This is a genomic window from Serratia sp. A07 (genome assembly GCF_058725505.1).
Genome location: NZ_JBZXDO010000015.1, coordinates 94,455 through 119,010, shown reverse-complemented (window position 1 = coordinate 119,010; position 24,556 = coordinate 94,455). Strand labels below are relative to the sequence as shown.

Sequence of the window (24,556 nt, the reverse complement as noted above, 5' to 3'; positions counted from 1 at the left end):
ACCCGGCGGCTTGTCAGTCGTTGTTCCCGGTCAGTGGAGGCGCATTATAGGGAGTTCTCGGCGGGCCGCAACCCCTATTTTCAATATTTTTTCCGACCGTTGAATGTTTAACCAAAACACCGTTAAAGCGGCAGTTTTTTCAACGATTTAAAGCCGTAGCCCTGCAAAACGGGCAATAAAGCGTCAGTATCTTCATTTAGCGCCATGCAATACGCCAGATTCTCTTCCTGGCTCGAGACCAGATTTTCCTGCGTCGAGATGAGCCAGGCGGTACGACGGGCAATCGCCGCACCGGAATCCACCAGCCGGGTGCCTTCCGGCAACACCTGCATCAGCTCTTCAGCTAATAGAGGAAAATGAGTGCAGCCCAGCACGACGGTATCCGGCGGCTCGCGCATGCTCAGCCACGGATGCAGGATCTTCTTCAGCACCGGCAGCGGCACGGCTTCGCCGTGCAGCTTGGCCTCCGCCAGCTCCACCAGCTCTGAAGAGCCCAGCAGCTCAATCTTGCAGTCGGTAGCGAAACGGGAAATCAGTTCGTGGGTGTAGCTGCGCTGTACGGTGCCGCGAGTCGCCAACAGGCCGACAATGCCATTGACGGTAAGACGGGCGGCAGGCTTGATGGCGGGTACCACGCCCACGACCGGGAAACTGAAGCGCTCGCGCAGGGCCGGCAAAGAGACGGTGCTGGCAGTGTTACAGGCAATGACGACAATCGCCAGAGGATGCCGCTGCTGCACTGCGCCGACAATCTCCACCACGCGCTCAACGATAAACTCTTCGGACTTCTCGCCGTAGGGGAACGCCACGTTGTCGAAAGCGTATATATAGTGGAGATCCGGCAGCAACTGCCGAATCTCTTGATATACCGACAGCCCGCCGACGCCGGAATCGAAAACCAGCACCGTCGGGCGAGGTGTGGCGGTGCTGTTAGAAGGTATAGCTTCCAGTGAGGTAGTATTCTCTTCCTGGAGTAGCGTAGCCATAGGCCGTCTCATAATCTTTATCAAACAGGTTGGCAATTCTACCACGAACTGTCAGATGAGATGTGACCGGATACGAAACTGCGAGATCCCACAGGCTCACGCCGCCAAGTTTCACGCTTTGCTCCGGATAGGTACTGTAGTCCTTGTCATAACGTTGACCCAGGTATTGATAAGTCACCGCCCAGTCAAAGTCATACAACTGCCAATCCAGCTCATACTTCACCTGTTGTTTCGCGCGCCGCAGCAGCACTTCATTGGTCTTGGCGTTGCGAGGATCGACATAGTCATAGCCAATCTGGTGCGTCAGCGGGCCGGTATCAAACGAGGCAGTGGCTTCAATCCCTTTGATGGTCGCCTTACCCACGTTGTAATAGACGTAGTTGGTTTCCCCCGTGGAATCGATCAAATTGTCGATGTCGTTGCGATAACCGGAGATGCGCCAGGTCACCGGGCCGGTCAGTCCTTCAAAGCCGCCTTCCCACTGCTTGCTTTCTTCCGGTTTCAGATCGGTATTGTTGCCGAAATTGCCGTATAGCTGGCTCATATTCGGTGCTTTGAACGCCGTGCCATACGAAGCGATAAAACGGTATCCCTCGACGAATTCCCAGGCTGCGCTGGTTTGCCAAGTGCCGTGCCAGCCAAACTCGGAATGATCGTCACCTCGAACCGCACCTTCCAACGTTACCGGGCCAACCAGTTGCTGCGCAGTCAGGTAGATGCCTGCATCACGTTGGCTTTTTTCACCCTTCACGGTGGTGGAGTCCGGCTTGATTTTCTGTTGCTGCCAGTCAACGCCAGAGCTTACGGTACCCTCTCCAACCTGCAGCGTATTACCCCACTGCAGGTTGTACTGTTCGGAATCCACCAAACTGGCCGAGCTGTCATACATACCGCGACGAGGATCGTAATCGTAATCCTTGCTATGACTGTAGCTGCCGATCAATTGTGTTGCGTAAATCCCTTCTTTATAACGCAATCCGGTATCCCAGGTTTGGCTGTAAAGTTTGCGAGTATCTAACAGAGGGCTGGTCGGGGAGGAATAGTAACCATCGTACGCCGTGCGGTTGTCATAGCCATATCCGCGTACAAAGCCGCTGACCGATTCGCTGAACTGGTGCTCAAGCGCGCCATACAGAGACTTACTCATAAAGCCATCGCGGTCCTGCTGGCTTTGCATGCCGGTGCTGCCATAGGCCACCACATCATACCCTTTGGTATAAGTGTAATTCCCTGCCACCGTCGCCACGGTGCTGTCGCCCAGCTGTTGCTGGGTCGACGCGTCATAGGCCTGATAGCCGTTGGAGCCGACGCCTGCAGAGAGCGTAGTACCGTTCTTTTCACGCGTGGTGATGATGTTGACCACGCCGCCGATGGCGTCGGAACCGTACACCGCCGAGCGCGGGCCGCGAATGTATTCGACTTTCTGCACCAGCGAAATCGGGATTTGGCTGAGATCGGAAGAGCCGCTGACGCCCGCCTGGTTAAGGCGAATGCCGTCGATCAATACCAAGACATGGCTGGAGTTGGTGCCGCGAATAAACAGTGAGCTCTTTTGCCCCAGCCCGCCGTTTTGGCCGATGTCCACGCCCGGCAAACGGCGCATCACGTCGGTCAGGCTCTTGGCCTGCCAGCGATCGATATCGTTACGGGTGACGATAGAAGTCGGCGCCAGCACGGAAGAAACCGGCTGCGGGAAGCGGTTGGCGGTCACCACCAGGTTATCGCCATTCGTGACTGTCGTGTTGTCTTGCGCCCATCCAGAAAAAGCCGTGACGGAGGAGACCACCGCCAGCAGCGTATTTTTTGTAATTGTCATGAGAAAAGCATCCAAACTTAATTGGCGGATGCCGCAGGATCATGGCCGGTAGTTCGCGACGGCCACGGACATTGCGACGTAACACCGGCAGGTCTTCGGGCTTGGGATTTGCGGGCCGCGGGGTGCGACCGGCAACGGGCGATGACTTCCCATCCTGCAGTGGACAGTGTCTGCGTCGAAACGCTATCGCCGTGACTTCCCCTTACCGCTGCGCGTCAGCTCCGGATTCACACCGGATTCCCTTTTCACTCGCTGCTTGAGGCCGGACGGCAATGCTACGATCAATGAAAATAGATGTCTAGACTGCTACTAATGTTACAAATAATAAACGCGACAAAACTGGACTTCACGGGCTGATTCCCTACAATCCCCGCTGATCAAATTTGCCTGACGAGAAGACACACATGACGCCCGAGAATTTGCCTATTGAACGTTACGATGACCAACTGGCGGAGAAAGTCGCCCGCCTGAAGACGTTGATGTCACCGTTCGCGGCGCCCGAGCCGGAAGTGTTCCGCTCGCCAATCGACCACTACCGCATGCGCGCCGAATTCCGCATCTGGCACGACGCGGACGACATGTACCACATCATGTTCGATCAGCAGACCAAGCAGCGTATTCGCGTCGATCAATTCCCGGCCGCCAGCGAACTGATCAACCGCCTGATGAGCGCCCTGATCGCCGCGCTGAAACCGGAGCCGATCCTGCGCCACAAGCTGTTCCAGATCGATTATCTGTCGACGCAAAGCGGCAAAATCATCGCCTCGCTGCTGTACCACCGCAAGCTGGATGACGTTTGGCAACGGCGCGCCGAGCAGCTGCGTGACGAACTGCGCGCTCAGGGTTTCGATCTGCAGCTGATCGGCCGGGCGTCGAAGACCAAAATCATGCTCGACCAGGATTATGTCGACGAAGTGCTGCCGGTCGCCGGCCGCGACATGATCTACCGCCAGGTGGAAAACAGCTTCACTCAGCCCAACGCGGCCATGAACGTGCAGATGCTGGAATGGGCGCTGGCGGTGACCGCCGGTTCCAAAGGCGATTTGCTGGAGCTGTATTGCGGCAACGGCAACTTCTCGCTGGCGCTGGCGCGCAATTTCGAGCGCGTGCTGGCGACCGAGATCGCCAAACCGTCGGTGGCGGCGGCGCAATACAACATCGCTGCCAACCATATCGACAATGTGCAGATCATCCGCATGGCGGCGGAAGATTTCACCCAGGCGATGAACGGGGTGCGCGAATTCAACCGGTTGAAGGGCATCGATCTGAGCGGTTACAACTGCGAGACAATTTTCGTCGATCCGCCGCGCAGCGGGCTGGACGATGAAACGGTGAAGATGGTGCAGGCCTACCCGCGCATTCTGTATATCTCATGCAACCCGGAAACGCTGTGCGCCAACCTGGAAACGCTGCAGGCCACGCACCGGGTCAGCCGCCTGGCGCTGTTCGATCAGTTCCCGTATACCCATCACATGGAATGCGGCGTGCTGCTGGAAAAGCGCTGCTGATACAACAGGGGCGCCATCATGGCGCCCCGTTGCATTACGACTCTTGAGTCGGCGCATCCGGCGCCTTGCGCGCCTTCAGTTTGACTCCGATCCACAGCACCAGCGCCACGCAGATGACCGACGGCAGGAAGTTGGAACCGATCTGCGGGTATTCTGCGCGCACGATGGCGCTGTACATCAGCAGCCCCAGCAGGAAACAGGCCGCCGCCAGCTTCGGCATGCCGTCCGGCATGGCGCGGTTCAGGTAACGCTGATGCAGGCAGTACACCGCCAGCACCAACGCGATCAGCGGGAAGATCGAAAACGGCACCACCGAGCTGAACAGCGCGGCAAAGGAACCGTTGATCGAAAGGCCGGCAATCAACGCCAGCAGTAAGGTGCCATTTTCACGGCCTGGTTTTTCCATCATTTTTTACCTTTTTTATACGTGGGACACAGAAGCTTTTTCTTGTTCGCGACGATACCAGTAATACGCCCCTTTGGAGATCATCCGCAGCTGAAGCACCAGCCGTTCTTCCAGCTGCTGCCGCTGCTCGACGTCGATATCCAGCGCTTCCGCGCCGGCGCTGAACACGATGGTGACCATCGCTTCCGCCTGCGCTTCGGTAAAGCTGCGCGGCATGTGATTTTCCAACTCGAGGTAGTCCGCCAGTTCGGCGATGAAATGCTGGATCTCGCGCGCCACCGCCGCACGGAATGCCGCCGACGTGCCGGAGCGCTCGCGCAGCAGCAGGCGGAAGGCGTTCGGGTTGTTGCCGATAAATTCCATAAAGGTGGACACCGAAGTGCGGATCACGCTGCCGCCCTTGGCGATGCGTTGGCGCGCCTGGCGCATCAACTGACGCAGCATCAGGCCGCTTTCGTCCACCATGGTCAGCCCCAGCTCATCCACATCGCGGAAATGGCGGTAAAATGACGTGGGCGCGATGCCCGCCTCGCGTGAAACTTCCCGCAGGCTCAGGCTGGCGAAGCTGCGTTCGGCGCTCAGCTGGCTGAATGCGGCTTCGATCAGGGAACGACGAGTCCGTTCTTTTTGTTGTGCTCTGACGCCCATATGCATATCCGGATAGGTTCCATTCTCTCAGTCTAACGCCCTAGACTCGGCAATATAGCAAATTTTATTGCAACAGCATTTATACTAACGCGCTCTATCACACTTCCGCCCTGAGCCGATTGTGCTTTGCCTCAAAAAGCCTAATGGTGATTGGGTGAGCAGCGCTATGATGTTAAGATACCGTTGTAATCTTGTATAAAAAAACAGGTCTCTCCTACATGCAACAGCACTATCAATTTGATGCCATTGTGATTGGCTCGGGCCCTGGTGGTGAAGGTGCCGCCATGGGGCTGGTGAAACAGGGCGCCCGCGTGGCCGTTATCGAACGGTACAACAACGTAGGCGGCGGATGTACCCACTGGGGCACCATCCCTTCCAAAGCCCTCCGCCACGCCGTCAGCCGCATTATCGAATTCAACCAGAACCCGCTTTACAACAACTCGCGCACGCTCAGCGCGACCTTCCCTGACATTTTACGCCACGCCGATAACGTCATCAGCCAGCAGACCCGCATGCGCCAAGGCTTCTATGAGCGGAACCAGTGCAAACTGTTCGCCGGCGACGCGCGCTTCATCGACGCCAACACCGTCAGCGTCAGCTACATGGACGGCACCCAGGACACCATCCGCGCCGACCACATCGTGATCGCCTGCGGCTCGCGCCCTTACCATCCGGCCAGCGTCGATTTCAATCACCCGCGCATCTACGACAGCGATTCCATTCTCGAGCTGAGTCATGAACCGCGCCACGTGATCATTTACGGCGCCGGGGTGATCGGCTGCGAGTATGCGTCTATCTTCCGCGGCCTGAACGTCAAGGTGGATCTGATCAACACCCGCGATCGCCTGCTGGCGTTCCTCGATCAGGAGATGTCGGATTCGCTCTCTTACCACTTCTGGAACAACGGCGTGGTGATCCGCCACAACGAAGAGTTCGAGAAGATTGAAGGCACCGAAGACGGCGTGATCGTGCACCTGAAGTCCGGCAAGAAGGTGAAAGCGGACTGCCTGCTTTACGCCAACGGCCGTACCGGCAACACCGATTCGCTGGGGTTGGAAAACGTCGGCCTGGAATCGGACAGCCGCGGGCTGCTGAAGGTGAACAGCATGTACCAAACCGCGCTGTCGCACATCTACGCGGTCGGTGACGTGATCGGCTATCCGAGCCTGGCTTCCGCCGCCTACGATCAGGGCCGCATCGCCGCGCAGGCGATCGCTTCCGGCGAAGCCAGTGGTCACTTAATCGAAGATATCCCGACCGGCATCTACACCATTCCGGAAATCAGCTCCGTCGGCAAAACCGAGCAGGAACTGACGGCGATGAAGGTGCCGTATGAAGTGGGCCGCGCCCAGTTCAAACATCTGGCGCGTGCGCAGATCGCCGGGATGAACGTCGGCAGCCTGAAGATCCTGTTCCATCGCGACACCCTGCAGATCCTCGGGATCCACTGCTTCGGCGAGCGTGCGGCGGAGATCATCCACATCGGTCAGGCGATCATGGAACAGAAAGGTGAAGGCAATACTATCGAGTATTTCGTTAATACGACCTTCAACTATCCGACCATGGCCGAAGCCTACCGGGTGGCGGCGCTTAACGGCTTAAACCGCCTGTTTTAACGCGTTGTCGATGTAGCCCTGCATGTGCTCGCGGATCGCTTCGGCCAACTGCTCATAACGGCTGCGCAGTGGGGAACCGGGGCGATACACCAACGCGATGGTGCGCTTCGGTTCCGGCTTGTAGCAATCCAGATAGCAGACGCCGTCGCGTTCGCGCTGCGGCGGCACCGCCAGTGACGGCAGCAGGGTAATGCCGCTGCCGGCCGCGACCATATTACGCAGCGTTTCCAGACTGGTGGCGCGGAAGTGAGTATCTTCATCCGCGCCCGCCTGGAAGCAGAAGCCCATCGCCTGATCGCGCAGGCAGTGGCCATCTTCCAGCATCAGCAGCTTCTCTCCCGCCAAATCCGGCATCGCCACGCGCTCGCGCTGCGCCCACGGGTGATCGGAATACACCGCCAGCTTCATCGGTTCATCGAACAGAGGCACTTCGATAAACGCCTCGGTTTCCTTCACCAATGCCAGAATGGCGCAGTCCAATTTGCCGCTGTCGAGTTGCGCCAGCAGTTGCTGGGTTTGCGCTTCGTGCAGGTACATTTCCAGTTTCGGGAAAGTTTTGTGCAGCGTCGGGATGATCTGCGGCAGCAGATAAGGCCCCACGGTCGGGATCAGGCCGATGTGCAGCGGCCCGGACATGGCTTCGCCCTGCTGGCTGGCCATCTCCTTCAATACTTTCACTTCGCGCAGCACGGTACGCGCCTGCTCCACCAGCAACAGACCCGCCTGGGTGAACAGCACCTTGCGGCTGGTGCGCTCGAGCAGCATGACGCCCAACTCGTCTTCCAGCTTGCGGATCTGCCCGCTCAGCGTGGGCTGGCTCACATGGCATGAATCGGCCGCACGGCGGAAGTGCCGGTGCTCGGCCAAGGCGACCAGATACTCTAAATCACGAATATTCATTGTTTCCCTCCATTCCATGATAGCTCATGGCGATAGATAAGATAGCAATGAGCGATTAGATCTATCAAGCCCCAGCGACAATAATGTGTCCCAACGAAGCGATATCGCGCTAAATGCTAAAAATTACTTTTCCTAATTAAGGGGTTAATCAATGTTTACCAGTCAAGAAGGCAAGAAAGTTCCTCAGGTTACTTTCCACACCCGTCAGGGCGACCAATGGATTGATGTGACCACTGATGACCTGTTCAAAAACAAAACGGTCATCGTGTTCTCGCTGCCGGGCGCGTTCACGCCGACCTGCTCTTCGAGCCATCTGCCGCGCTACAACGAGCTGTCCAGCGTATTCAAACAGCACGGCGTCGACGGTATTCTGTGCGTCTCGGTGAACGACACCTTCGTGATGAACGCATGGAAAGCCGATCAGCATGCGGAAAACATCACCTTCGTGCCGGACGGCAACGGTGAATTCACCAAAGGCATGAACATGCTGGTCGAGAAAGCGGATCTGGGCTTTGGCCCTCGTTCATGGCGCTACTCGATGCTGGTACGCGACGGTGTGGTCGAGAAAATGTTCGTCGAACCGAACAAACCGGGCGACCCGTTTGAGGTGTCCGACGCAGACACCATGCTGAAATACCTGGCGCCGGAATTCAAAGTGCAGGAGTCGGTCTCCCTGTTCACCAAACCAGGCTGCCCATTCTGCGCCAAAGCCAAACAGATGCTGCAAGAACGCGGCATTCAGTATGAAGAGATCGTGCTGGGCAAAGACGCCACCACCGTCAGCCTGCGCGCCGTCAGCGGCCGCGCCACGGTGCCGCAAGTGTTCATCGGCGGCCGTCACATCGGTGGCAGCGACGATCTGGAAACTTTCCTGTCAGCTTAATAAGTAATAACAAAGCCAACGTGAACTTTGGCGGGCTACGGCCCGCCCTTTTTTTACCTTTCAGGAGCGGATATGAAACTGTTGAACGTTGATGTCGCGGTCATCGGCGGCGGCACCGCAGGGCTCGGCGCCTATCGCGCGGCCAAACTGTCTACCCCCAGCGTGGTGATGATCGAAGGCGGGCCTTACGGCACCACCTGTGCGCGCGTTGGCTGTATGCCATCCAAGTTGCTGATCGCCGCTGCCGAAGCAGTGCATCAAATCGAACGCGCGCCGGGCTTTGGCGTGCACCCAACCGGTCAAACCCGCATCGACGGACGTGAAGTGATGGCACGCGTCAAGCGCGAACGCGATCGCTTCGTCGGCTTCGTGCTGGAAGGCGTGGACGAGATCCCGGCCGGCGACAAAATTCAGGGCTATGCCCGCTTTATCGACGACAACACGCTGCAGGTCGATGACCATACGCGCATCGTGGCGCAGCGCATTGTGATCGCCACCGGTTCCCGCCCCAGCTGGCCGGCGCCGTGGAGCGAACTGGGCGATCGTCTGATCGTCAACGACGACCTGTTCAACTGGGATGATTTGCCGCAGTCCGTCGCGGTATTCGGCCCCGGCGTCATCGGGCTGGAGCTGGGGCAAGCGCTGCACCGCCTCGGCGTCGACACCAAGGTATTCGGCATCGGCGGTGCCGTCGGGCCGCTGACCGACAGCGCCGTGCGCGATTACGCCGCCAAAGCACTGGGGGAAGAGTTCTACCTCGACGCCGACGTGAAAGTAGAGATGATGCAGCGCGAAGGCGACCGCGTATTTATTCGCTATCAGGACTTGCAGGGCCAACCGCAGGAGATCCTGGTGGACTACGTGCTGGCCGCCACCGGTCGCCGCCCCAACGTCGATCGGTTGGGCCTCGAAAACACCGGCTTACAGCTTGACGCCCGAGGCGTACCGCTGGCCGACCGCCTGACGATGCAAACCAGCGTGCCGCATATTTTCATCGCCGGCGACGCCAGCAACCAACTGCCGCTGCTGCATGAGGCCAGCGATCAGGCACGCATCGCCGGTGCCAACGCCGGCAGCTTCCCGGAGATCAATCCGGGCCTGCGCCGCAGCGCGATTTCGGTGGTGTTCACCGATCCGCAGATCGCCATGGTCGGCTCAACCTTCCGCGAGCTGAGCGAGAAGTTCAGCGCCTGCGGCTGCTTTGAAGTGGGCAACGTCTCGTTTGAGAATCAGGGCCGCTCGCGGGTGATGCTGCGCAACAAAGGCATTCTGCACGTCTACGGCGAGCAAGGCACCGGCCGCTTCCTCGGCGCGGAAATGATCGGCCCGGACGCCGAACACATCGCACACCTGCTGGCCTGGGCGCACCAGCAACAGATGACCGTCGATCAGATGCTGGACATGCCGTTCTATCATCCGGTGATCGAAGAAGGCTTGCGCACCGCGCTGCGCGATCTGCAGGCGAAGCTCAAACTCGGCACGGCCGAAATCGAGCGCTGCCAGCGCTGCCCGGGCGAATAACCTCTCATTCTCCGCTCATACCCACCGGGCCTTCAGGCCCGGTTTTTTGCGCAGCACTTTCCACATTTACCTCCCTCCTCTTGCCTCACGGCCCTTCTGCGCTCATTTTTTATGCGTCGACATTGAAATGATACCATTACTGATACTAAAATGAAGAAAGGAGCCAGAATGGAGGAAGAACATGGAAAGGCATGAACACTATACCTATCGCATCACCTGGTCAGCGGAAGATCGTGAATATGTCGGGCTGTGCGCCGAATTCCCCTCGTTGTCCTGGCTGGCGGCCACGCGTACCGGCGCACTGGAGGGTATCGAAAAATTCGTGAGCGAAACGATCGCCGATATGCTGGCGCAAGGCGAAACGCCGCCGCAGGCGCTGGCGGAAAAAAACTTCAGCGGAAAACTGGTGCTGCGCATGACGCCGGAACAGCATCGCCGGCTGGCGATCGGCGCGATGGAGGAAGGCGTGAGCCTGAACCGCTATCTGTGTGCACGTCTGGCGGGGTAAAGGTTCAAGGGCGGCGCCGGGCCGCCCTTGTCGTCGTCAGGCCAAACGCTGTTTCGCTGCGGCGATTGCCGCGGCCACCTGCTGCGGTGCGACGCCGCCTTTGGCCGCACGCTTGTCCAGGCAGGATTGCAACGCCAGGATCGGGTAAACGTCGTCACCGATCGTCGCGCTAAACTGCTGCAAGTCCGCCAGCGGCAGCGCTTCCAGCGGTTTACCCTGGCGAATCGCTTCTACCACCGCCTCGCCGACGATATGGTGCGCTTCGCGGAACGGCACGCCCTTGGCGACCAGGTAATCCGCCAGCTCTGTGGCGTTGGCATAGCCCTGTTCCGCCGCTTCCTGACAGCGTGGGCGTTTCACCTGGATCCCGTCCAGCACCAGCGCCGCCATCTGCAGGCAGTCCATCCAGGTGTCGAGCGCGTCGAACAGCCCTTCTTTGTCTTCCTGCATGTCTTTGTTATACGCCAGCGGCAGGCCTTTCAGCGTCATCATCATACCGGTCAGCGCGCCCTGTACGCGGCCGCACTTACCGCGGATCAGCTCCAGCGCGTCCGGGTTTTTCTTCTGCGGCATCAGCGAAGAGCCGGAGGTCACGCGGTCGGACAGCTCGACAAACGCCGCTTCGCCGCTGTTGAAGAAGATCAGATCTTCGGCGAAACGCGACAGGTGCACCATGCTGATGGCGGCGTTGGACAGCAGCTCCAGCACGTGATCGCGATCGGATACGCTGTCCAGGCTGTTGCGGGTCGCCGAGGCGAAGCCCAGCCAGCCGGCCAGCTGCTCGCGATCGATAGGATAAGCGGTGCCGGCCAGCGCGCCGCTGCCCAGCGGGCTAACGTCCAGCCGTTTCAGGGTATCCTGCAGACGGCTCTCATCGCGCGCCAGCATCTCGACATAGGCCAGGCACCAGTGCGCGAAAGTCACCGGCTGCGCGCGTTGCAGGTGGGTATACCCCGGCATCACCGCATCCTGGTTGGCTTCGGCGGTCTCCACCAGCGCCTGCTGCAGCTGGACGATCGCCTGATGCAGATCGCCGATCTGCTGTTTGCACCACAGCTTCAGATCGGTCGCGACCTGATCGTTGCGGCTGCGGCCGGTGTGCAGCTTCTTGCCCAAATCACCGACCTTCTCGATCAGCTTCTGCTCCACCCAGCTGTGGATGTCTTCGGCATCGCTTTGGACGATCGCCAAAGGGTCGGCCTGGACCTCCGTCAGTAGCGCATTCAGCGCCTGCTCCAGCTGCTGTTGCTCCGTTGCCGTCAACACGTTAACGGTCACCAGCGCCTTCGACCAGGCCACCGAGCCCACGATATCCTGCTCCGCCAGGCGATAATCGAACCGCAGCGAATCGTTGAGTTGCTTGAACCGCTGATCCGCCGCCTGAGTGAACCGTCCACCCCAAAGTGCCATATCTTACTCCTGAATTTTTATGCGAAAGGGCGCAGCATGCTGCGCCCTTGCAGAGTCACGCCAATCGATTATTTATTCTTTTTCTCGTTCAACGCGCGGATGCGTGAAGACAGAGAGAACAGGCGAATAAAGCCGCCCGCGTGGCTGTGATCGTAAACTTCGTCTTCGCCGAAGGTGGCGAACTCTTCGGAGTACAGGCTGTTGGCCGATTTCTTCTGGGTCGCCGTCACCTGGCCTTTGTACAGCTGCAGCACGACTTCGCCGTTCACCTCTTCCGCCAGCGCTTCGGCAGAAGCCTGCAGCGAGCGGCGCAGCGGCGCGAACCAGCGGCCGTCGTACACCACATAGGACATCTCCAGGCCCAGCTGCTCGCGCCATTTGAAGCTGTCGCGATCCAACACCAGCTGTTCGACGGCGCGCAGCGCCGCCACCATGATGGTGCCTCCCGGGGTTTCATAGCAGCCGCGGGATTTGATGCCCACCAGGCGGTTTTCCACGATGTCGATACGGCCGACGCCGTGCTTGGCACCCAGCGCGTTCAGGGTTTCCAGGCACTGGTAAGGCGACAGCGCTTTACCGTTAACCGCCACAACGCGGCCTTTCTCAACGGTAACGGTCACCTGCTCAGGCTGATCCGGCGCTTCCTGCGGATCGACAGTCCACACCCAGCAATCTTTGTTCGGCGCATTCCACGGGCTTTCCAGCACGCCGCCTTCGGTGGAGATGTGCCAGGCGTTCTCATCGCGGCTGTAGATTTTTTCCAGCGACGCGGTGGTCGGAATGTTGCGCTCTTTCAGGTAATCCAACAGCGCTTCACGGGAACGCAGGTTCCACTCACGCCACGGCGCCACCACTTTCAGCTGCGGCGCCAGCGCGGTGTAGGTGGTCTCGAAACGCACCTGGTCATTGCCTTTGCCGGTCGCACCGTGGCACAGCGCGTCGGCGCCCACTTTCAACGCCAGCTCGACCTGCGCCTTGGCGATGATCGGCCGCGCCATCGACGTGCCCAGCAGGTAGCTGCCTTCGTACAGGGCGCCGGTCTGCAGCACCGGATAAACGTAATCGCGGATAAATTCTTCACGCAGATCCACCACGTGACATTCAGAGGCACCGGACTGCAGGGCTTTTTGCTCCACGCCTTCCAGATCGCTGCGCTCCTGACCGATGTCCGCCACGAACGCCACCACTTCACAGCCGCCGTAGTTCTCTTTCAGCCATGGAATGATGGCCGAGGTATCCAGGCCGCCGGAGTACGCCAGAACGATTTTTTTGATGCCTTGGTTTTGCATGATCTATTCCTTTCTAATTCTAAAATTAAGCGAGGATCCGGGTGCCAATCGACACGCCGTTAAACAAAGCAGGAAGCTGATCGGCATGGCGCCAGCTGGCGATATCCACCGGGCGGCCGAGGGTGCGGGCCGCGTCGAGCGCCGCATTCACCTTCACCACCATACCATCGGTGATGATGCCTTGCGCGATCAGTTGTTCCGCTTTTTGCGCCGTCATTTCCGCAATGCGTTGCCCCTTGCCGTCGAGGATGCCGCTGACGTCCGACAGCAGGATCAGATCCGCCCCCAGCGTCGCCGCCAGCGCCGTCGCCGCCTGATCGGCGTTCACGTTCATTAACTGCCCTTCGGCGGTGATGCCGATGGAGCTGACCACCGGCAGGTAGCCGGCGCTCAGCAGGGTATTGAGCAGCGCGGGCGAACCGGGCTGCGCGTTGCCGACGTGGCCCAATGCCGGATCGAGCGGGGTCACGACCGCGCTGCCGCCATCCGCCAGGCTCAGGCCGACGGCGTTGATTTGGTGTTTAATCGCCCACGCCAGCAGCGTTTTGTTGGCGGTGCCGGCCAGCGCGCCGGTGATGATGTCGATCTGATCGGCCGGCGTGACCCGCAGGCCGTTCTTTTTCACCACCGGCAAAGAGAGCTGCTTCATCAGTTCGTCCACCACGCAGCCACCGCCGTGCACGATCACCAGTGGGCGCTGATGCTGCTGCCGGTAGCTGTCCAGCGCGGTAAACAGACGCTCCAGCGCTTCTTCACTGTCTAATAACACGCCACCTAACTTGATAATTAACGGGTTCATTGCTGTTTACTCACGCTGGTTTAAAGGAGTGACTGGGTTTCCGGGAAGCCGAAACGGATATTCAGGCATTGCACCGCCTGCGCCGCCGCGCCTTTCAGCAGGTTGTCTTCCACCGCTACGGCGATCAGATGCTCGCCCTGCACCGCAAAACCGATGTCGCAGAACGGCAGCCCCACCACCGCTTTCAGCGCCGGCACGCCCTGGTCGTACAACCGCACCAGCGGTTTGTCGTCATAGGCGGCATGATAGGCGGCCGCGACGTCCTGCGCGGTCACGCCGGCCTTCAGGCGGCAGGTGATGGTTTCAAGGATACCGCGCGGGAAGTTGCCCAGGTGCGGCGTAAAGATAACCGGCACGCCCAGGTGCGCGGCGATCTCCGGCTGGTGCCGATGAGTGAAAATACCGTACGGCTGCAGGCTCACTTCGCAGAAGCTGGTGGTCATGCTGGCCTTACGACCGGCGCCGCTGACGCCGCTGGTGGCGTTGATCACCGGCCACTGGTCGAGGTTCAGCAGCTGCTTCTCGATCAACGGCTTCAGCGCCAGCTGCGCCGCCGTCGGGTAACAGCCCGGCACGGCAATCAGCTGCGCCTGTTTAATCTTGTCGCTCTGCCACTCCGCCAGGCCGTACACCGCCTGCTCCAGCAGGGCGCCATGCTGATGTTCGAAACCGTAGTACTGGCTATAAAAACCGGCGTCCTGCACGCGGAAGGCGCCCGACAGATCGAACACCACGCAGCCCGCCGCCAGGAAGGCCGGTGCGATATCGTGGCTGACTTCATGGGCGGTGGCGAGGAACACCACGTCGATGCCCTGCGCCGCCTTGGCAACGTCGGTCAACGGCTGCAGCGGCAGATCGACGATGCCTTTCAACTGGGGATGGAGATCGGAAAGCAACTTTCCTGCATCTGCACTTTGCGCTGAAACCGCTAAAGCGGTTATGTTCATGTGTGGGTGGCGATTCAGGTAAGCCGTGAGCTCCGCTCCGGCGTAACCGCTGGCACCAACGATCAGCGTATTCAACATGTGGCCTTTCACCTTCTAAACTGACGTGCGGTCGCTTGCGACCCAGGTAACAGGGCTAGCCAGCGTTGTTGCGCCGTTCACCCACGGAGCCTGGCGTTGATGCTTTTATAAACATCCGGGTATCGGGTTCCCTTACGCTTCGGCTTACTGTATTTTTATTCAAAATAAATGCATGAATATTGATACTATCCTAACCAAAGGCTGTCAACAGTGAAGATGAAATTACCTCCATTTATTGAGCTGTACCGGGCGTTGATCGCAACGAAGTCGATCAGCGCCACCGATGCCGGCCTCGATCAGAGCAATGAGGCGTTAATCAACTTGCTGGCCGGATGGTTTGCCGACCTGGGCTTTCGCGTCGACGTACAGCCGGTGCCGGAATCGCGCCACAAATTCAACCTGCTGGCCAGCATCGGCGAAGGCAGCGGCGGCCTGCTGCTGGCCGGCCATACCGATACGGTGCCTTACGACGAAGGCCGCTGGACGCGCGATCCGTTCACCCTGACCGAGCACGACAACAAGCTCTACGGCCTGGGCACCGCCGACATGAAAGGCTTCTTCGCCTTTATTCTGGATGCGGTGCGCGACATCGACGCGAGCAAACTGACCAAGCCGCTGTACATTCTGGCTACCGCAGATGAAGAAACGACGATGGCCGGCGCACGTTATTTCGCCGCCTCCACCGCCATTCGGCCGGATTTCGCCATCATCGGCGAACCAACCTCGCTGCAGCCGGTGCGCGCACACAAGGGCCACATGGCCAACGCCATTCGCATCGTCGGCCAGTCCGGCCACTCCAGCGATCCGGCGCGCGGCGTCAACGCTATCGATCTGATGCACGAATCCATCGGCCGCCTGATGGAGCTGCGCAAAACCCTGCAGGAGCGCTACAACAACCCGGCGTTCGCCGTGCCTTATCCCACCATGAACTTCGGCCATATCAGCGGCGGCGACGCGGCCAACCGCATCTGCGCCTGCTGCGAGCTGCACCTGGATATCCGCCCGTTGCCTGGCATGACGCTCGACAACATCAACGAGCTGATGCATCAGGCATTGGAGCCGGTGAGCCAACGCTGGCCGGGCCGCCTGACCATCGAAGAGCTGCACGCGTCGGTGCCGGGTTACGAATGCCCGACCGACCACCGCATGGTGGCGGTGATCGAGGAACTGCTGGGCACCCGCACGCAGGTGGTCAACTACTGCACCGAAGCGCCGTTCGTGCAGCAGGTTTGCCCGACGTTGGTGCTCGGCCCCGGTTCCATCGATCAGGCCCACCAGCCGGACGAATACATCGACACCGCGTTTATCGAACCGACGCGCAAACTGTTGGGCCAGCTGGTCAATCACTTTTGCCGGCAATAAACCCGACATTTAACAGGGGAAATGTTTTATGCTTCCCCCTACCTCAAAATAAGTAGCAAACGGCGAAATAAGCCACGCTGATAACCGACGCGGCGTAATTAAATTTCAGAAAATGCGCCGATTTTGATGTTTTTTTGCTAAAAATAGTGTCAATTGACGATTGGACAGGAACGCGATGTGATCAGGCAGGCGGTCTGCGCCTGACGCGTGAAATTTATTTACAAGATAAAAATCATACAGAACTGGGTCAGGGGTTATATGAACGAACAATATTCGGCAATGCGCAGTAATGTCAGTATGCTCGGCAAATTGCTCGGCGATACCATCAAAGAAGCGCTGGGCGAGCATATTCTCGATCGCGTTGAGACCATCCGTAAGCTTTCCAAATCTTCACGCGCCGGCAACGAAGCGCATCGCCAGGAGCTGCTCTCCACCCTGCAGAACCTGTCCAACGACGAGCTGCTGCCGGTGGCGCGCGCCTTCAGCCAGTTCCTCAACCTGACCAACGTCGCCGAGCAGTACCACAGCATTTCGCCCAACGGCGAAGCCGCCAGCAACCCGGAAGCGCTGGCGCAGCTGTTCAGCCGCCTCAAAGACAAAAAGCTCAGCGACAAAGAGCTGCAGCATGCGGTGTCGCAACTTTCCATCGAGCTGGTGCTGACGGCGCACCCGACGGAGATCACCCGCCGCACCCTGATCCACAAGCTGGTGGAGGTGAACACCTGCCTCAGCCAGCTCGATCACAACGACCTGGCCGACTACGAGCGCAACAAGATCATGCGCCGCCTGCGCCAGCTGGTGGCCCAGTCGTGGCACACCGATGAAATTCGCAAACATCGCCCCTCCCCGATCGACGAAGCCAAATGGGGCTTCGCGGTGGTAGAAAACAGCCTGTGGGAAGGCGTGCCAGCGTTCCTGCGCGAGTTCAACGAGCAGTTGGAAAACTCCATCAATTACAGCCTGCCGGCGGAAGCGGTGCCGGTGCGCTTCACCTCCTGGATGGGCGGCGACCGCGACGGCAACCCGAACGTGACCGCCGAAATCACCCGCCATGTGCTGCTGCTCAGCCGCTGGAAAGCCTGCGACCTGTTCACCCGCGATATCCAGGTGCTGGTCTCCGAGCTGTCGATGACCGAATGCACCCCGGAGCTGCGCGCCCGCGCCGGCGGTGACGAGGTGCAGGAACCGTACCGCGAAATCATGAAGCAGCTGCGCAGCCAGCTGATGAGCTCCCAGGCCTATCTGGAAGGCCGCCTGAAGGGCGAACGCGTGCTGAAGTCGCACGACCTGCTGGTGAACAACGAGCAGCTGTGGGAGCCGCTGTATGCCTGCTACCAATCGCTGCAGGCCTGCGGTATGGGCATCATCGCCAACGGTCAGCTGCTGGATACCCTACGCCGCGTGCGCTGCTTCGGCGTGCCGCTGGTGCGCATCGACGTGCGCCAGGAAAGCACTCGCCATACCGAAGCCATCGCCGAGCTGACCCGTTATCTGGGGCTGGGCGACTATGAAAGCTGGTCGGAAGCCGATAAACAGGCGTTCCTGATCCGCGAACTGAACTCCAAACGCCCGCTGGTGCCGCTGAAGTGGCAACCGAGCGCCGACACGCAGGAAGTGCTGGAAACCTGCCGGGTGATCGCCGAAGCGCCGCAGGGCTCGATCGCCGCCTACGTGATTTCGATGGCGCGCACGCCTTCCGACGTGCTGGCGGTGCACCTGCTGCTGAAAGAGGCCGGCTGCCCGTTCGCGCTGCCGGTCGCTCCGCTGTTCGAAACCCTCGACGATCTGAACAACGCCGACGACGTAATGACCCAGTTGCTGAATATCGACTGGTATCGCGGCTTTATTCAGGGCAAACAGATGGTAATGATCGGCTACTCCGACTCGGCGAAAGACGCCGGCGTGATGGCCGCTTCCTGGGCGCAGTACCGTGCGCAGGACGCGTTGATCAAAACCTGTGAAAAAGCCGGCGTGGCGCTGACGTTGTTCCATGGGCGCGGCGGCTCCATCGGCCGCGGCGGCGCACCGGCGCATGCGGCGCTGCTGTCGCAGCCGCCGGGCAGCCTGAAGGGCGGCCTGCGCGTCACCGAACAGGGCGAGATGATCCGCTTCAAATTCGGCCTGCCGGAAGTCACCATCAGCAGCCTGGCGCTGTATGCCGGGGCGATCCTCGAGGCCAACCTGCTGCCGCCGCCGGAACCGAAGAAAGAATGGCGGGCGTTGATGGACGATCTGTCCGAGACTTCCTGTCGGATGTATCGCGGCTACGTGCGTGAAAACCCGGACTTCGTGCCTTACTTCCGCGCGGCCACGCCGGAGCTGGAGCTGGGTAAACTGCCGCTGGGCTCACGCCCGGCCAAACGCAAGCCGAACGGCGGCGTGGAAAGCCTGCGCGCCATTCCGTGGATCTTCGCCTGGACGCAGAACCGCCTGATGCTGCCGGCCTGGCTCGGCGCCGGTGCCGGATTGCAGGAAGCGGTGAAAGCCGGCAAGCAGGCGGAGCTGGAGGCGATGTGTCGCGACTGGCCGTTCTTCTCCACCCGCATCGCCATGCTGGAAATGGTGTTCGCCAAAGCCGACCTGTGGCTGGCGGAATACTACGATCAGCGCCTGGTGGATAAATCGCTGTGGCCGCTGGGCCAACAGCTGCGCGATCAGCTGGAAAGCGACATCAAGGTGGTGTTGACCATCGCCAACGATGCGCACCTGATGGAAGACCTGCCGTGGATCGCCGAATCCATCGCGCTGCGCAACGTTTATACCGACCCACTGAACGTCTTGCAAGCCGAGCTGCTGCATCGTTCGCGTCAGCAGGAGCAGCCGGACGCCCGCGTCGAGCAGGCGCTGATGGTCACCATCGCCGGCGTCGCCGCCGGGATGCGCAACACCGGCTAGTGAGCCTAATCGCGGCCCCGTTTATCGGGGTCGTTTTTTTATGTCTTGTCTTCCCCACAAAAAAGGGCGCCGCGGTAAAGCGACGCCCTTTTTCAACGGAACAAACCTGTCAGGCGGCGGCCACCGGGCGCACGCCCAGCGTGTGGCAGATGGCGTAGCTCATCTCGGCGCGGTTCAGCGTATAGAAGTGGAAATCTTTCACCCCTTCGCGGCTGAGGATCTTCACCATGTCCATGGCGATGTTGGCACCGACCATTTTGCGGGTCTCCGCATCGTCGTCCAGCCCTTCGAACATGCTGGTCATCCAGCTTGGCACCCGCACGTTGGTCATGGTGGCGAAGCGCTGCAGCTGCTTGAAGTTGGACACCGGCAGAATGCCCGGCACGATTTCCACGTCGATACCGGCGGCGACGCAGCGGTCGCGGAAGCGCAGGTAGCTCTCGACGTCGAAGAAGAACTGGGTAATGGCGCGACTGGCGCCGGCGTCGATCTTGCGCTTCAGGTTAATCAAATCGGCCTGGGCGCTCTTCGCCTCCGGATGCACTTCCGGGTAGGCAGCGACGGAAATGTCGAAGTCGCCCACGTCTTTCAGCAGCGCCACCAGATCGGTCGCGTACATTTCCGGCTTGCCGGCGCCCGGCGGCAGATCACCGCGCAGCGCCACGATATGGCGGATGCCGCTGTTCCAGTAATCGGTCGCGATGTCGCGCAGCTGCGCCGGGCTGGCGTCGATGCAGGTCAGGTGCGGCGCCGCCTCCAGGCCGGTGCGCTCCTTGATCCCCTTGATGATGCTGTGGGTGCGATCGCGCTCGCCGGAGTTGGCACCGTAGGTGACGGAAACGAATTTGGGTTTGAGGATGCTCAGACGATCGATCGACTGCCACAGGGTCCCTTCCATCTCGCTGGTGCGCGGCGGGAAGAACTCGAATGATACGTTAATCTGGCCGTTCAACTCCGCCAGACTCTGATTCAGCGCTTCCCGCTGGTTTGCGTGGAAAAAGCTCATACCCTGCTCACCTCTTATCGATCACTGTTTTTATTTCATTTTTATGAGCGTCTATACGTTTAGACGTCTAGATAGAAAATGCCGCATGTTGGCTAAAGAGTCAACAGGAAAATGAGGGGAATAAGATGATTAATCTTCACCCGCTCAACGAGGGAATTTCATGACGGCGGCAGGGATAAGTATGGCAGGAAAAGCAAAGGGGCGCGGTGAACCCGCGCCCGCAGAGAATTAAAGCAGCTGTGCCAACCGGTTAAGGTCTGACTGGATCGCGCCGGCGGTCACGTCGCGGCCGGCGCCCGGCCCGCGGATCACCAGCGGATTATCGCGATACCAGCGGCTTTCGATGGCGAACACGTTGTCGCACGGCAGCAGCGAGGCCAGCGGATGCTCAGGACGCACCGCCTCCACGCCGACCCGCGCCTTGCCGTTGGCGTCGAAACGCGCCACGTGACGCAGCACCAGGCCCATTTCGCTGGCGGCCTCAAAGCGCTGCTGCATCTGCTGGTTCAGCGCCTCACCGTTCTCGAAGAACTGATCGACAGAGCCCAGCTCGCAGCCCGCCGGCACCAGCGACTCGACCCGCACCTGGTTCGGTTCGATGTCGTAGCCCGCTTCGCGCGCCAGGATCACCAGCTTGCGCATCACGTCCTGACCGGAGAGATCGACCCGCGGATCCGGTTCGGTCAGCCCCTGCTGCCAGGCCTGATCCACCAACTCGGTAAACGGCACCGTGCCGTCATACTGCAAGAACAGCCAGGAAAGCGTGCCGGAGAAGATGCCGCTGATCGCCAAAATGCTGTCGCCGCTGTCGCGCAGATCGCGCACCGTATGGTTAACCGGCAGCCCGGCGCCGACGGTGGCGTTATACAGCCAGTGGCGGCCGGTTTTGGCGAAGGCGTCGCGAATTTGGCGATAGGTATCGCTGCACGAGGCACCCGCCAGCTTGTTGGCGCTGATGACGTGGAAACCGTAGCTGGCGAAATCCAGATACTGTCCGGCCAGCTCTTCGCTGGCGGTCACGTCGAGCACCACCAGATCGTCGAACGGGTGCGCGCGCATCCACAGGAACAGCGACTCTTCGTCGAGTTCCTGCGCCTCGTCCTCAAAGAACGCCAATGCACGGCTGGCGTCCAGCCCGTCGTAGTTCAGCAGGCTGCTGCGGCTGTCCACCACCCCCGCCAGGATAAATTCGAAACCGCTGCGCGCGGAGATATTGGTCTGCTCACGGGCGAACAGCTCCAGCCAGCGCGACCCGATGTTGCCCTTGCCGAACAGCACCAGACCGATGCGCTTCTCGGCGCGGAACAGGCTTTGGTGCAGCCCCTGAATCAGCAGCGCGGTCGGCCCCTGGCGCAATACCGCCACCAGGCTGATGCCATCTTCGGCCTGCCAAATAAACTCAACCGGCTGATCTTTCAGTTGCTGATAGAAACGGTGGCTGTGCAGCGGGTTCTTGCATACCCCGGCGCCGACCATCGCCACTAGCGCCAACCCTTCGCGTAGGTGCAGTTCACCCGGCAGCGCCGAGGCCTGCAGGGTCGCCAGCGCGCTGTTGACCACCTCGGAGGTGTAGCACAGCTGTATCCGATTGCGGTCAGGATGGATGCCCACCGCCAGCGGTTTGATCTGTGCGCGCTTGAGCACCAGATCCAACTCTTTCTGCGCCAATTTGAAGTCGTGCTGAGCGGCGACGTGCAGCTCAATCAGACACACGTCATCGTGGCTGGTGACAATCTTGGCGCCGGTGCCGGACGCCAATACGCGCTCGATGCGCGTCGAGCCCTGCTCTGGCTGGTAGCTGCAGCGCAGCTGAAGATCGATATCGCTGCCGGAGACCGGCTGCAGGGTGCGAGTATGCAGCACCGGCGCCGCCAGGCGCGCCAGCTCGCTGGCTTCGTCCAGGCGCAGCAGCGGCAGCAGGCAGGCGTCTTTCACCTTGCGCGGGTCGGCGCTGTATACCCCGGCCACGTCGCTCCAGATGGTGACGCGCGCCGCGCCGGCCAACGCGCCGACCTGAGTGGCAGAGTAGTCGCTGCCGTTGCGCCCCAACAGCACGGTTTCCCCGGCGTCGTTGCGCGAAATGAAGCCGGTCACCACCAGGCGCTTGCCCGGATGTTGGGCCAACAATTGTTGCAACAGCGGATAAGAACGGCCTTCATCCACCTGCGGCTGCGCGGCGCGCTCGGCGCGCAGGAAATCACGCGCATCCAGCCAGGCCGCCTGCATATCCAGGTGGTTGAGCACCGCCGCCATCAGGCGCGCCGACCAGATCTCGCCGTGCCCGACCACTTCGGCATAGCACACCTCGTCGACTTTGCCGTCCAGCAGCACCGCCAGACGTTCCAGATCCTGAATGAACTCGGCGATCAGCGGCTCGGCGCTTTCCGGCGGCAGCAGGCCACTGATAAGATCGCTATGATAACGACGCAACGTCTGCTGCACCTGGTGCGCAGACAGGCGATCGCTCTGGCTGAGCTTCAGCCAGTTGATCAACTGGTTGGTGGTACTGCCGGCGGCCGATACCACCATCATGTCGCCCGGCTGGCTGTATTCCGCCATAATCCCGGCCACACGCAGATAACACTTCACATCCGCCAGACTGCTGCCGCCAAACTTGTGCAGTTGACGCCCGCTCACCGGCCCTGCTACAGCAATTGCATTCATGCTTACCTCGTTGCCGCCGCCTGGAAAGCGCGTTCCAGATCGGCAATCAAATCTTCACTGTCTTCAATACCCACGGAAATGCGCAGCAGGCTCTCGGAGATGCCGGCCGCTGCCCGCGCCTCCGCCGCCATGCCGGCGTGGGTCATGGTCGCTGCATGCGAGATCAGGCTTTCTACGCCGCCCAGCGATTCTGCCAGAGTAAACAGCTCAAGGGCAGAGAGAAAACGGCGCAGCACCGCTTCATCGCCGTCCAGTTCAAAACTCAGCATCGCGCCGAAGCCACGCTGCTGCCGGCGGGCGATCTCATGCCCCGGGTTTTCCGGCAGGGAAGGATGATACAGCTTTTTCACCAGCGGTTGCTGCTGTAAATAGCCGACAATCGCTTCGGCGTTTTGCTGCGCCGCCTTGATGCGCGGCGACAGCGTGCGCATGCCGCGCAGCAGCAGATAGCTGTCGAACGCGCCGCCGGTCACGCCGATATTGTTCGCCCACCAGGCCAATTCGACCGCCAGCTCGGGATCTTTGGCAATCACCGCGCCGGCCACCACGTCCGAATGCCCATTCAGGTATTTGGTGCAAGAATGGACCACCAGATCGGCACCGAGTTCGATCGGCTGTTGCAGGGCCGGGCTGAGGAAGGTGTTGTCCACCACCGTCAATGCGCCCGCCGCGTGTGCGGCGGCGCAGATCGCCGCAATGTCCACCACCCGCAGCAGCGGATTGCTGGGGCTTTCAATCAGCACCAGCTTCGGCTTTTGCGCCAGCGCCTGCTGCAGGGCTTCTTCATTACCCTGATCGACGAACAGCACGCGATAGGCGCCGCGCTTGCTCAGACTGTCGAACAACCGATAGCTGCCGCCGTAGCAGTCGTGCGGCGCCACCAGCAGATCGCCCGGCTTCAGCAGCACGGTGGTCACCAGATGGATCGCCGACATCCCGCTGCCGGTCATCACCGCGCCGGCGCCGCCTTCCAGCTCCGCCAACGCGCGTTGCACCACGTCACGCGTCGGGTTGCCGCGACGCGAATAATCATGGGCTCGGGGTTGGTTGAAGTCGGTAAAGTTATAGGTGCTGGACAGATGAATCGGCGGGACAACGCAGCCGTACTGTTCGTCGTCGTTCAGGCCGCTGCGTACGGCAATCGTGGCTGGTTTACGCGTCATGGGCTCGCTCGGCTCTCGGTTCGGTGAATGAGGCCTAAAGAGTAATCGCAGGATTGATAGACGTCAATACATCTGGACATCTAAACTTCTCTGCGTATAGATTGAGCAATGGCACAATACCCGCTAAAATTATGCCGATATGACATGACGA

Annotated in this window: 19 protein-coding genes and 1 riboswitch; of the genes, 7 read left to right on the top strand and 12 right to left on the bottom strand. The window is 60.2% G+C overall.

Annotated features, from left to right (window positions below):
• Window positions 1–122: 122 nt before the first annotated feature.
• Both murI and btuB read right to left on the bottom strand, forming a co-directional pair.
• Window positions 123–986, bottom strand: coding sequence for a glutamate racemase (gene murI, locus AC4PR2_RS16255; protein ID WP_060424947.1), 864 nt, complete (start codon window positions 984–986; stop codon window positions 123–125).
• Window positions 931–2,802 carry a TonB-dependent vitamin B12 receptor BtuB gene (btuB, locus tag AC4PR2_RS16250; RefSeq protein WP_197803995.1) on the bottom strand — a complete coding sequence of 624 codons (1,872 nt, stop codon included), beginning with the start codon at window positions 2,800–2,802 and terminating at the stop codon, window positions 931–933. The genes murI and btuB overlap by 56 nt, the downstream gene beginning before the upstream one ends.
• A gap of 69 nt (window positions 2,803–2,871) precedes the next feature.
• Window positions 2,872–3,091, bottom strand: a riboswitch (cobalamin riboswitch).
• Window positions 3,092–3,206: 115 nt separating this feature from the next.
• Between btuB and trmA the strand changes: the two genes are divergently transcribed.
• Window positions 3,207–4,310 carry a tRNA (uridine(54)-C5)-methyltransferase TrmA gene (gene trmA, locus AC4PR2_RS16245; protein ID WP_492175283.1) on the top strand — a complete coding sequence of 368 codons (1,104 nt, stop codon included), beginning with the start codon at window positions 3,207–3,209 and terminating at the stop codon, window positions 4,308–4,310.
• A 34-nt stretch (window positions 4,311–4,344) separates the two neighbouring features.
• On the opposite strand, the gene AC4PR2_RS16240 is transcribed toward trmA, so the two are convergent.
• Both AC4PR2_RS16240 and fabR read right to left on the bottom strand, forming a co-directional pair.
• The gene (locus AC4PR2_RS16240) at window positions 4,345–4,716 is read right to left on the bottom strand and encodes a YijD family membrane protein (RefSeq protein WP_049201879.1); all 372 of its coding nucleotides are present in this window, start codon (window positions 4,714–4,716) and stop codon (window positions 4,345–4,347) included.
• 15 nt (window positions 4,717–4,731) lie between these two features.
• Window positions 4,732–5,364 carry an HTH-type transcriptional repressor FabR gene (gene fabR, locus AC4PR2_RS16235; RefSeq protein WP_004931044.1) on the bottom strand — a complete coding sequence of 211 codons (633 nt, stop codon included), beginning with the start codon at window positions 5,362–5,364 and terminating at the stop codon, window positions 4,732–4,734.
• A gap of 218 nt (window positions 5,365–5,582) precedes the next feature.
• Between fabR and sthA the strand changes: the two genes are divergently transcribed.
• Window positions 5,583–6,980 (top strand): Si-specific NAD(P)(+) transhydrogenase, encoded by a 1,398-nt coding sequence (sthA, locus tag AC4PR2_RS16230; protein ID WP_004931047.1) that lies wholly within the window; start codon window positions 5,583–5,585, stop codon window positions 6,978–6,980.
• Here the strand turns inward: sthA and oxyR are convergent.
• Window positions 6,963–7,880 (bottom strand): DNA-binding transcriptional regulator OxyR, encoded by a 918-nt coding sequence (gene oxyR, locus AC4PR2_RS16225; protein ID WP_033636422.1) that lies wholly within the window; start codon window positions 7,878–7,880, stop codon window positions 6,963–6,965. The genes sthA and oxyR overlap by 18 nt on opposite strands.
• Before the next feature lie 151 nt (window positions 7,881–8,031).
• On the opposite strand from oxyR, the gene AC4PR2_RS16220 reads away from it, so the two are divergent.
• From AC4PR2_RS16220 to AC4PR2_RS16210, 3 genes are all read left to right on the top strand, one after another.
• A complete protein-coding gene (locus tag AC4PR2_RS16220; protein WP_019452251.1) occupies window positions 8,032–8,763 on the top strand; it encodes a glutathione peroxidase in 732 nt (243 codons plus the stop codon).
• Between the two features lie 72 nt (window positions 8,764–8,835).
• The gene (locus AC4PR2_RS16215; RefSeq protein ID WP_197803994.1) at window positions 8,836–10,284 is read left to right on the top strand and encodes a dihydrolipoyl dehydrogenase; all 1,449 of its coding nucleotides are present in this window, start codon (window positions 8,836–8,838) and stop codon (window positions 10,282–10,284) included.
• A 181-nt stretch (window positions 10,285–10,465) separates the two neighbouring features.
• The gene (locus AC4PR2_RS16210; RefSeq protein WP_197803993.1) at window positions 10,466–10,792 is read left to right on the top strand and encodes a toxin-antitoxin system HicB family antitoxin; all 327 of its coding nucleotides are present in this window, start codon (window positions 10,466–10,468) and stop codon (window positions 10,790–10,792) included.
• A gap of 36 nt (window positions 10,793–10,828) precedes the next feature.
• On the opposite strand, the gene argH is transcribed toward AC4PR2_RS16210, so the two are convergent.
• The 4 genes from argH to argC all read right to left on the bottom strand — a co-directional run bounded on the left by argH (window position 10,829) and on the right by argC (window position 15,315).
• Complete coding sequence (gene argH, locus AC4PR2_RS16205) at window positions 10,829–12,202, bottom strand: argininosuccinate lyase (RefSeq protein ID WP_043140965.1); 1,374 nt, start codon at window positions 12,200–12,202, stop codon at window positions 10,829–10,831.
• A gap of 68 nt (window positions 12,203–12,270) precedes the next feature.
• Complete coding sequence (locus tag AC4PR2_RS16200; protein WP_019452247.1) at window positions 12,271–13,491, bottom strand: argininosuccinate synthase; 1,221 nt, start codon at window positions 13,489–13,491, stop codon at window positions 12,271–12,273.
• A 25-nt stretch (window positions 13,492–13,516) separates the two neighbouring features.
• On the bottom strand, window positions 13,517–14,290 hold the full coding sequence (argB, locus tag AC4PR2_RS16195) for an acetylglutamate kinase (RefSeq protein ID WP_038872691.1): 774 nt from the start codon (window positions 14,288–14,290) through the stop codon (window positions 13,517–13,519).
• Window positions 14,291–14,310: 20 nt separating this feature from the next.
• The gene (argC, locus tag AC4PR2_RS16190) at window positions 14,311–15,315 is read right to left on the bottom strand and encodes an N-acetyl-gamma-glutamyl-phosphate reductase (RefSeq protein WP_025304655.1); all 1,005 of its coding nucleotides are present in this window, start codon (window positions 15,313–15,315) and stop codon (window positions 14,311–14,313) included.
• A gap of 216 nt (window positions 15,316–15,531) precedes the next feature.
• On the opposite strand from argC, the gene argE reads away from it, so the two are divergent.
• Both argE and ppc read left to right on the top strand, forming a co-directional pair.
• On the top strand, window positions 15,532–16,677 hold the full coding sequence (argE, locus tag AC4PR2_RS16185; RefSeq protein WP_033649896.1) for an acetylornithine deacetylase: 1,146 nt from the start codon (window positions 15,532–15,534) through the stop codon (window positions 16,675–16,677).
• A 258-nt stretch (window positions 16,678–16,935) separates the two neighbouring features.
• Window positions 16,936–19,572 carry a phosphoenolpyruvate carboxylase gene (ppc, locus tag AC4PR2_RS16180; RefSeq protein ID WP_492175282.1) on the top strand — a complete coding sequence of 879 codons (2,637 nt, stop codon included), beginning with the start codon at window positions 16,936–16,938 and terminating at the stop codon, window positions 19,570–19,572.
• Window positions 19,573–19,681: 109 nt separating this feature from the next.
• On the opposite strand, the gene metF is transcribed toward ppc, so the two are convergent.
• The 3 genes from metF to metB form a co-directional block, all read right to left on the bottom strand.
• Complete coding sequence (gene metF / locus AC4PR2_RS16175) at window positions 19,682–20,578, bottom strand: methylenetetrahydrofolate reductase (RefSeq protein WP_197803991.1); 897 nt, start codon at window positions 20,576–20,578, stop codon at window positions 19,682–19,684.
• Between the two features lie 228 nt (window positions 20,579–20,806).
• Window positions 20,807–23,242: a bifunctional aspartate kinase/homoserine dehydrogenase II gene (locus AC4PR2_RS16170; RefSeq protein ID WP_492175281.1), complete on the bottom strand. Its 2,436-nt coding sequence runs from the start codon at window positions 23,240–23,242 to the stop codon at window positions 20,807–20,809.
• A gap of 2 nt (window positions 23,243–23,244) precedes the next feature.
• Window positions 23,245–24,405, bottom strand: coding sequence for a cystathionine gamma-synthase (gene metB / locus AC4PR2_RS16165; RefSeq protein WP_060448501.1), 1,161 nt, complete (start codon window positions 24,403–24,405; stop codon window positions 23,245–23,247).
• Window positions 24,406–24,556 lie beyond the last annotated feature (151 nt).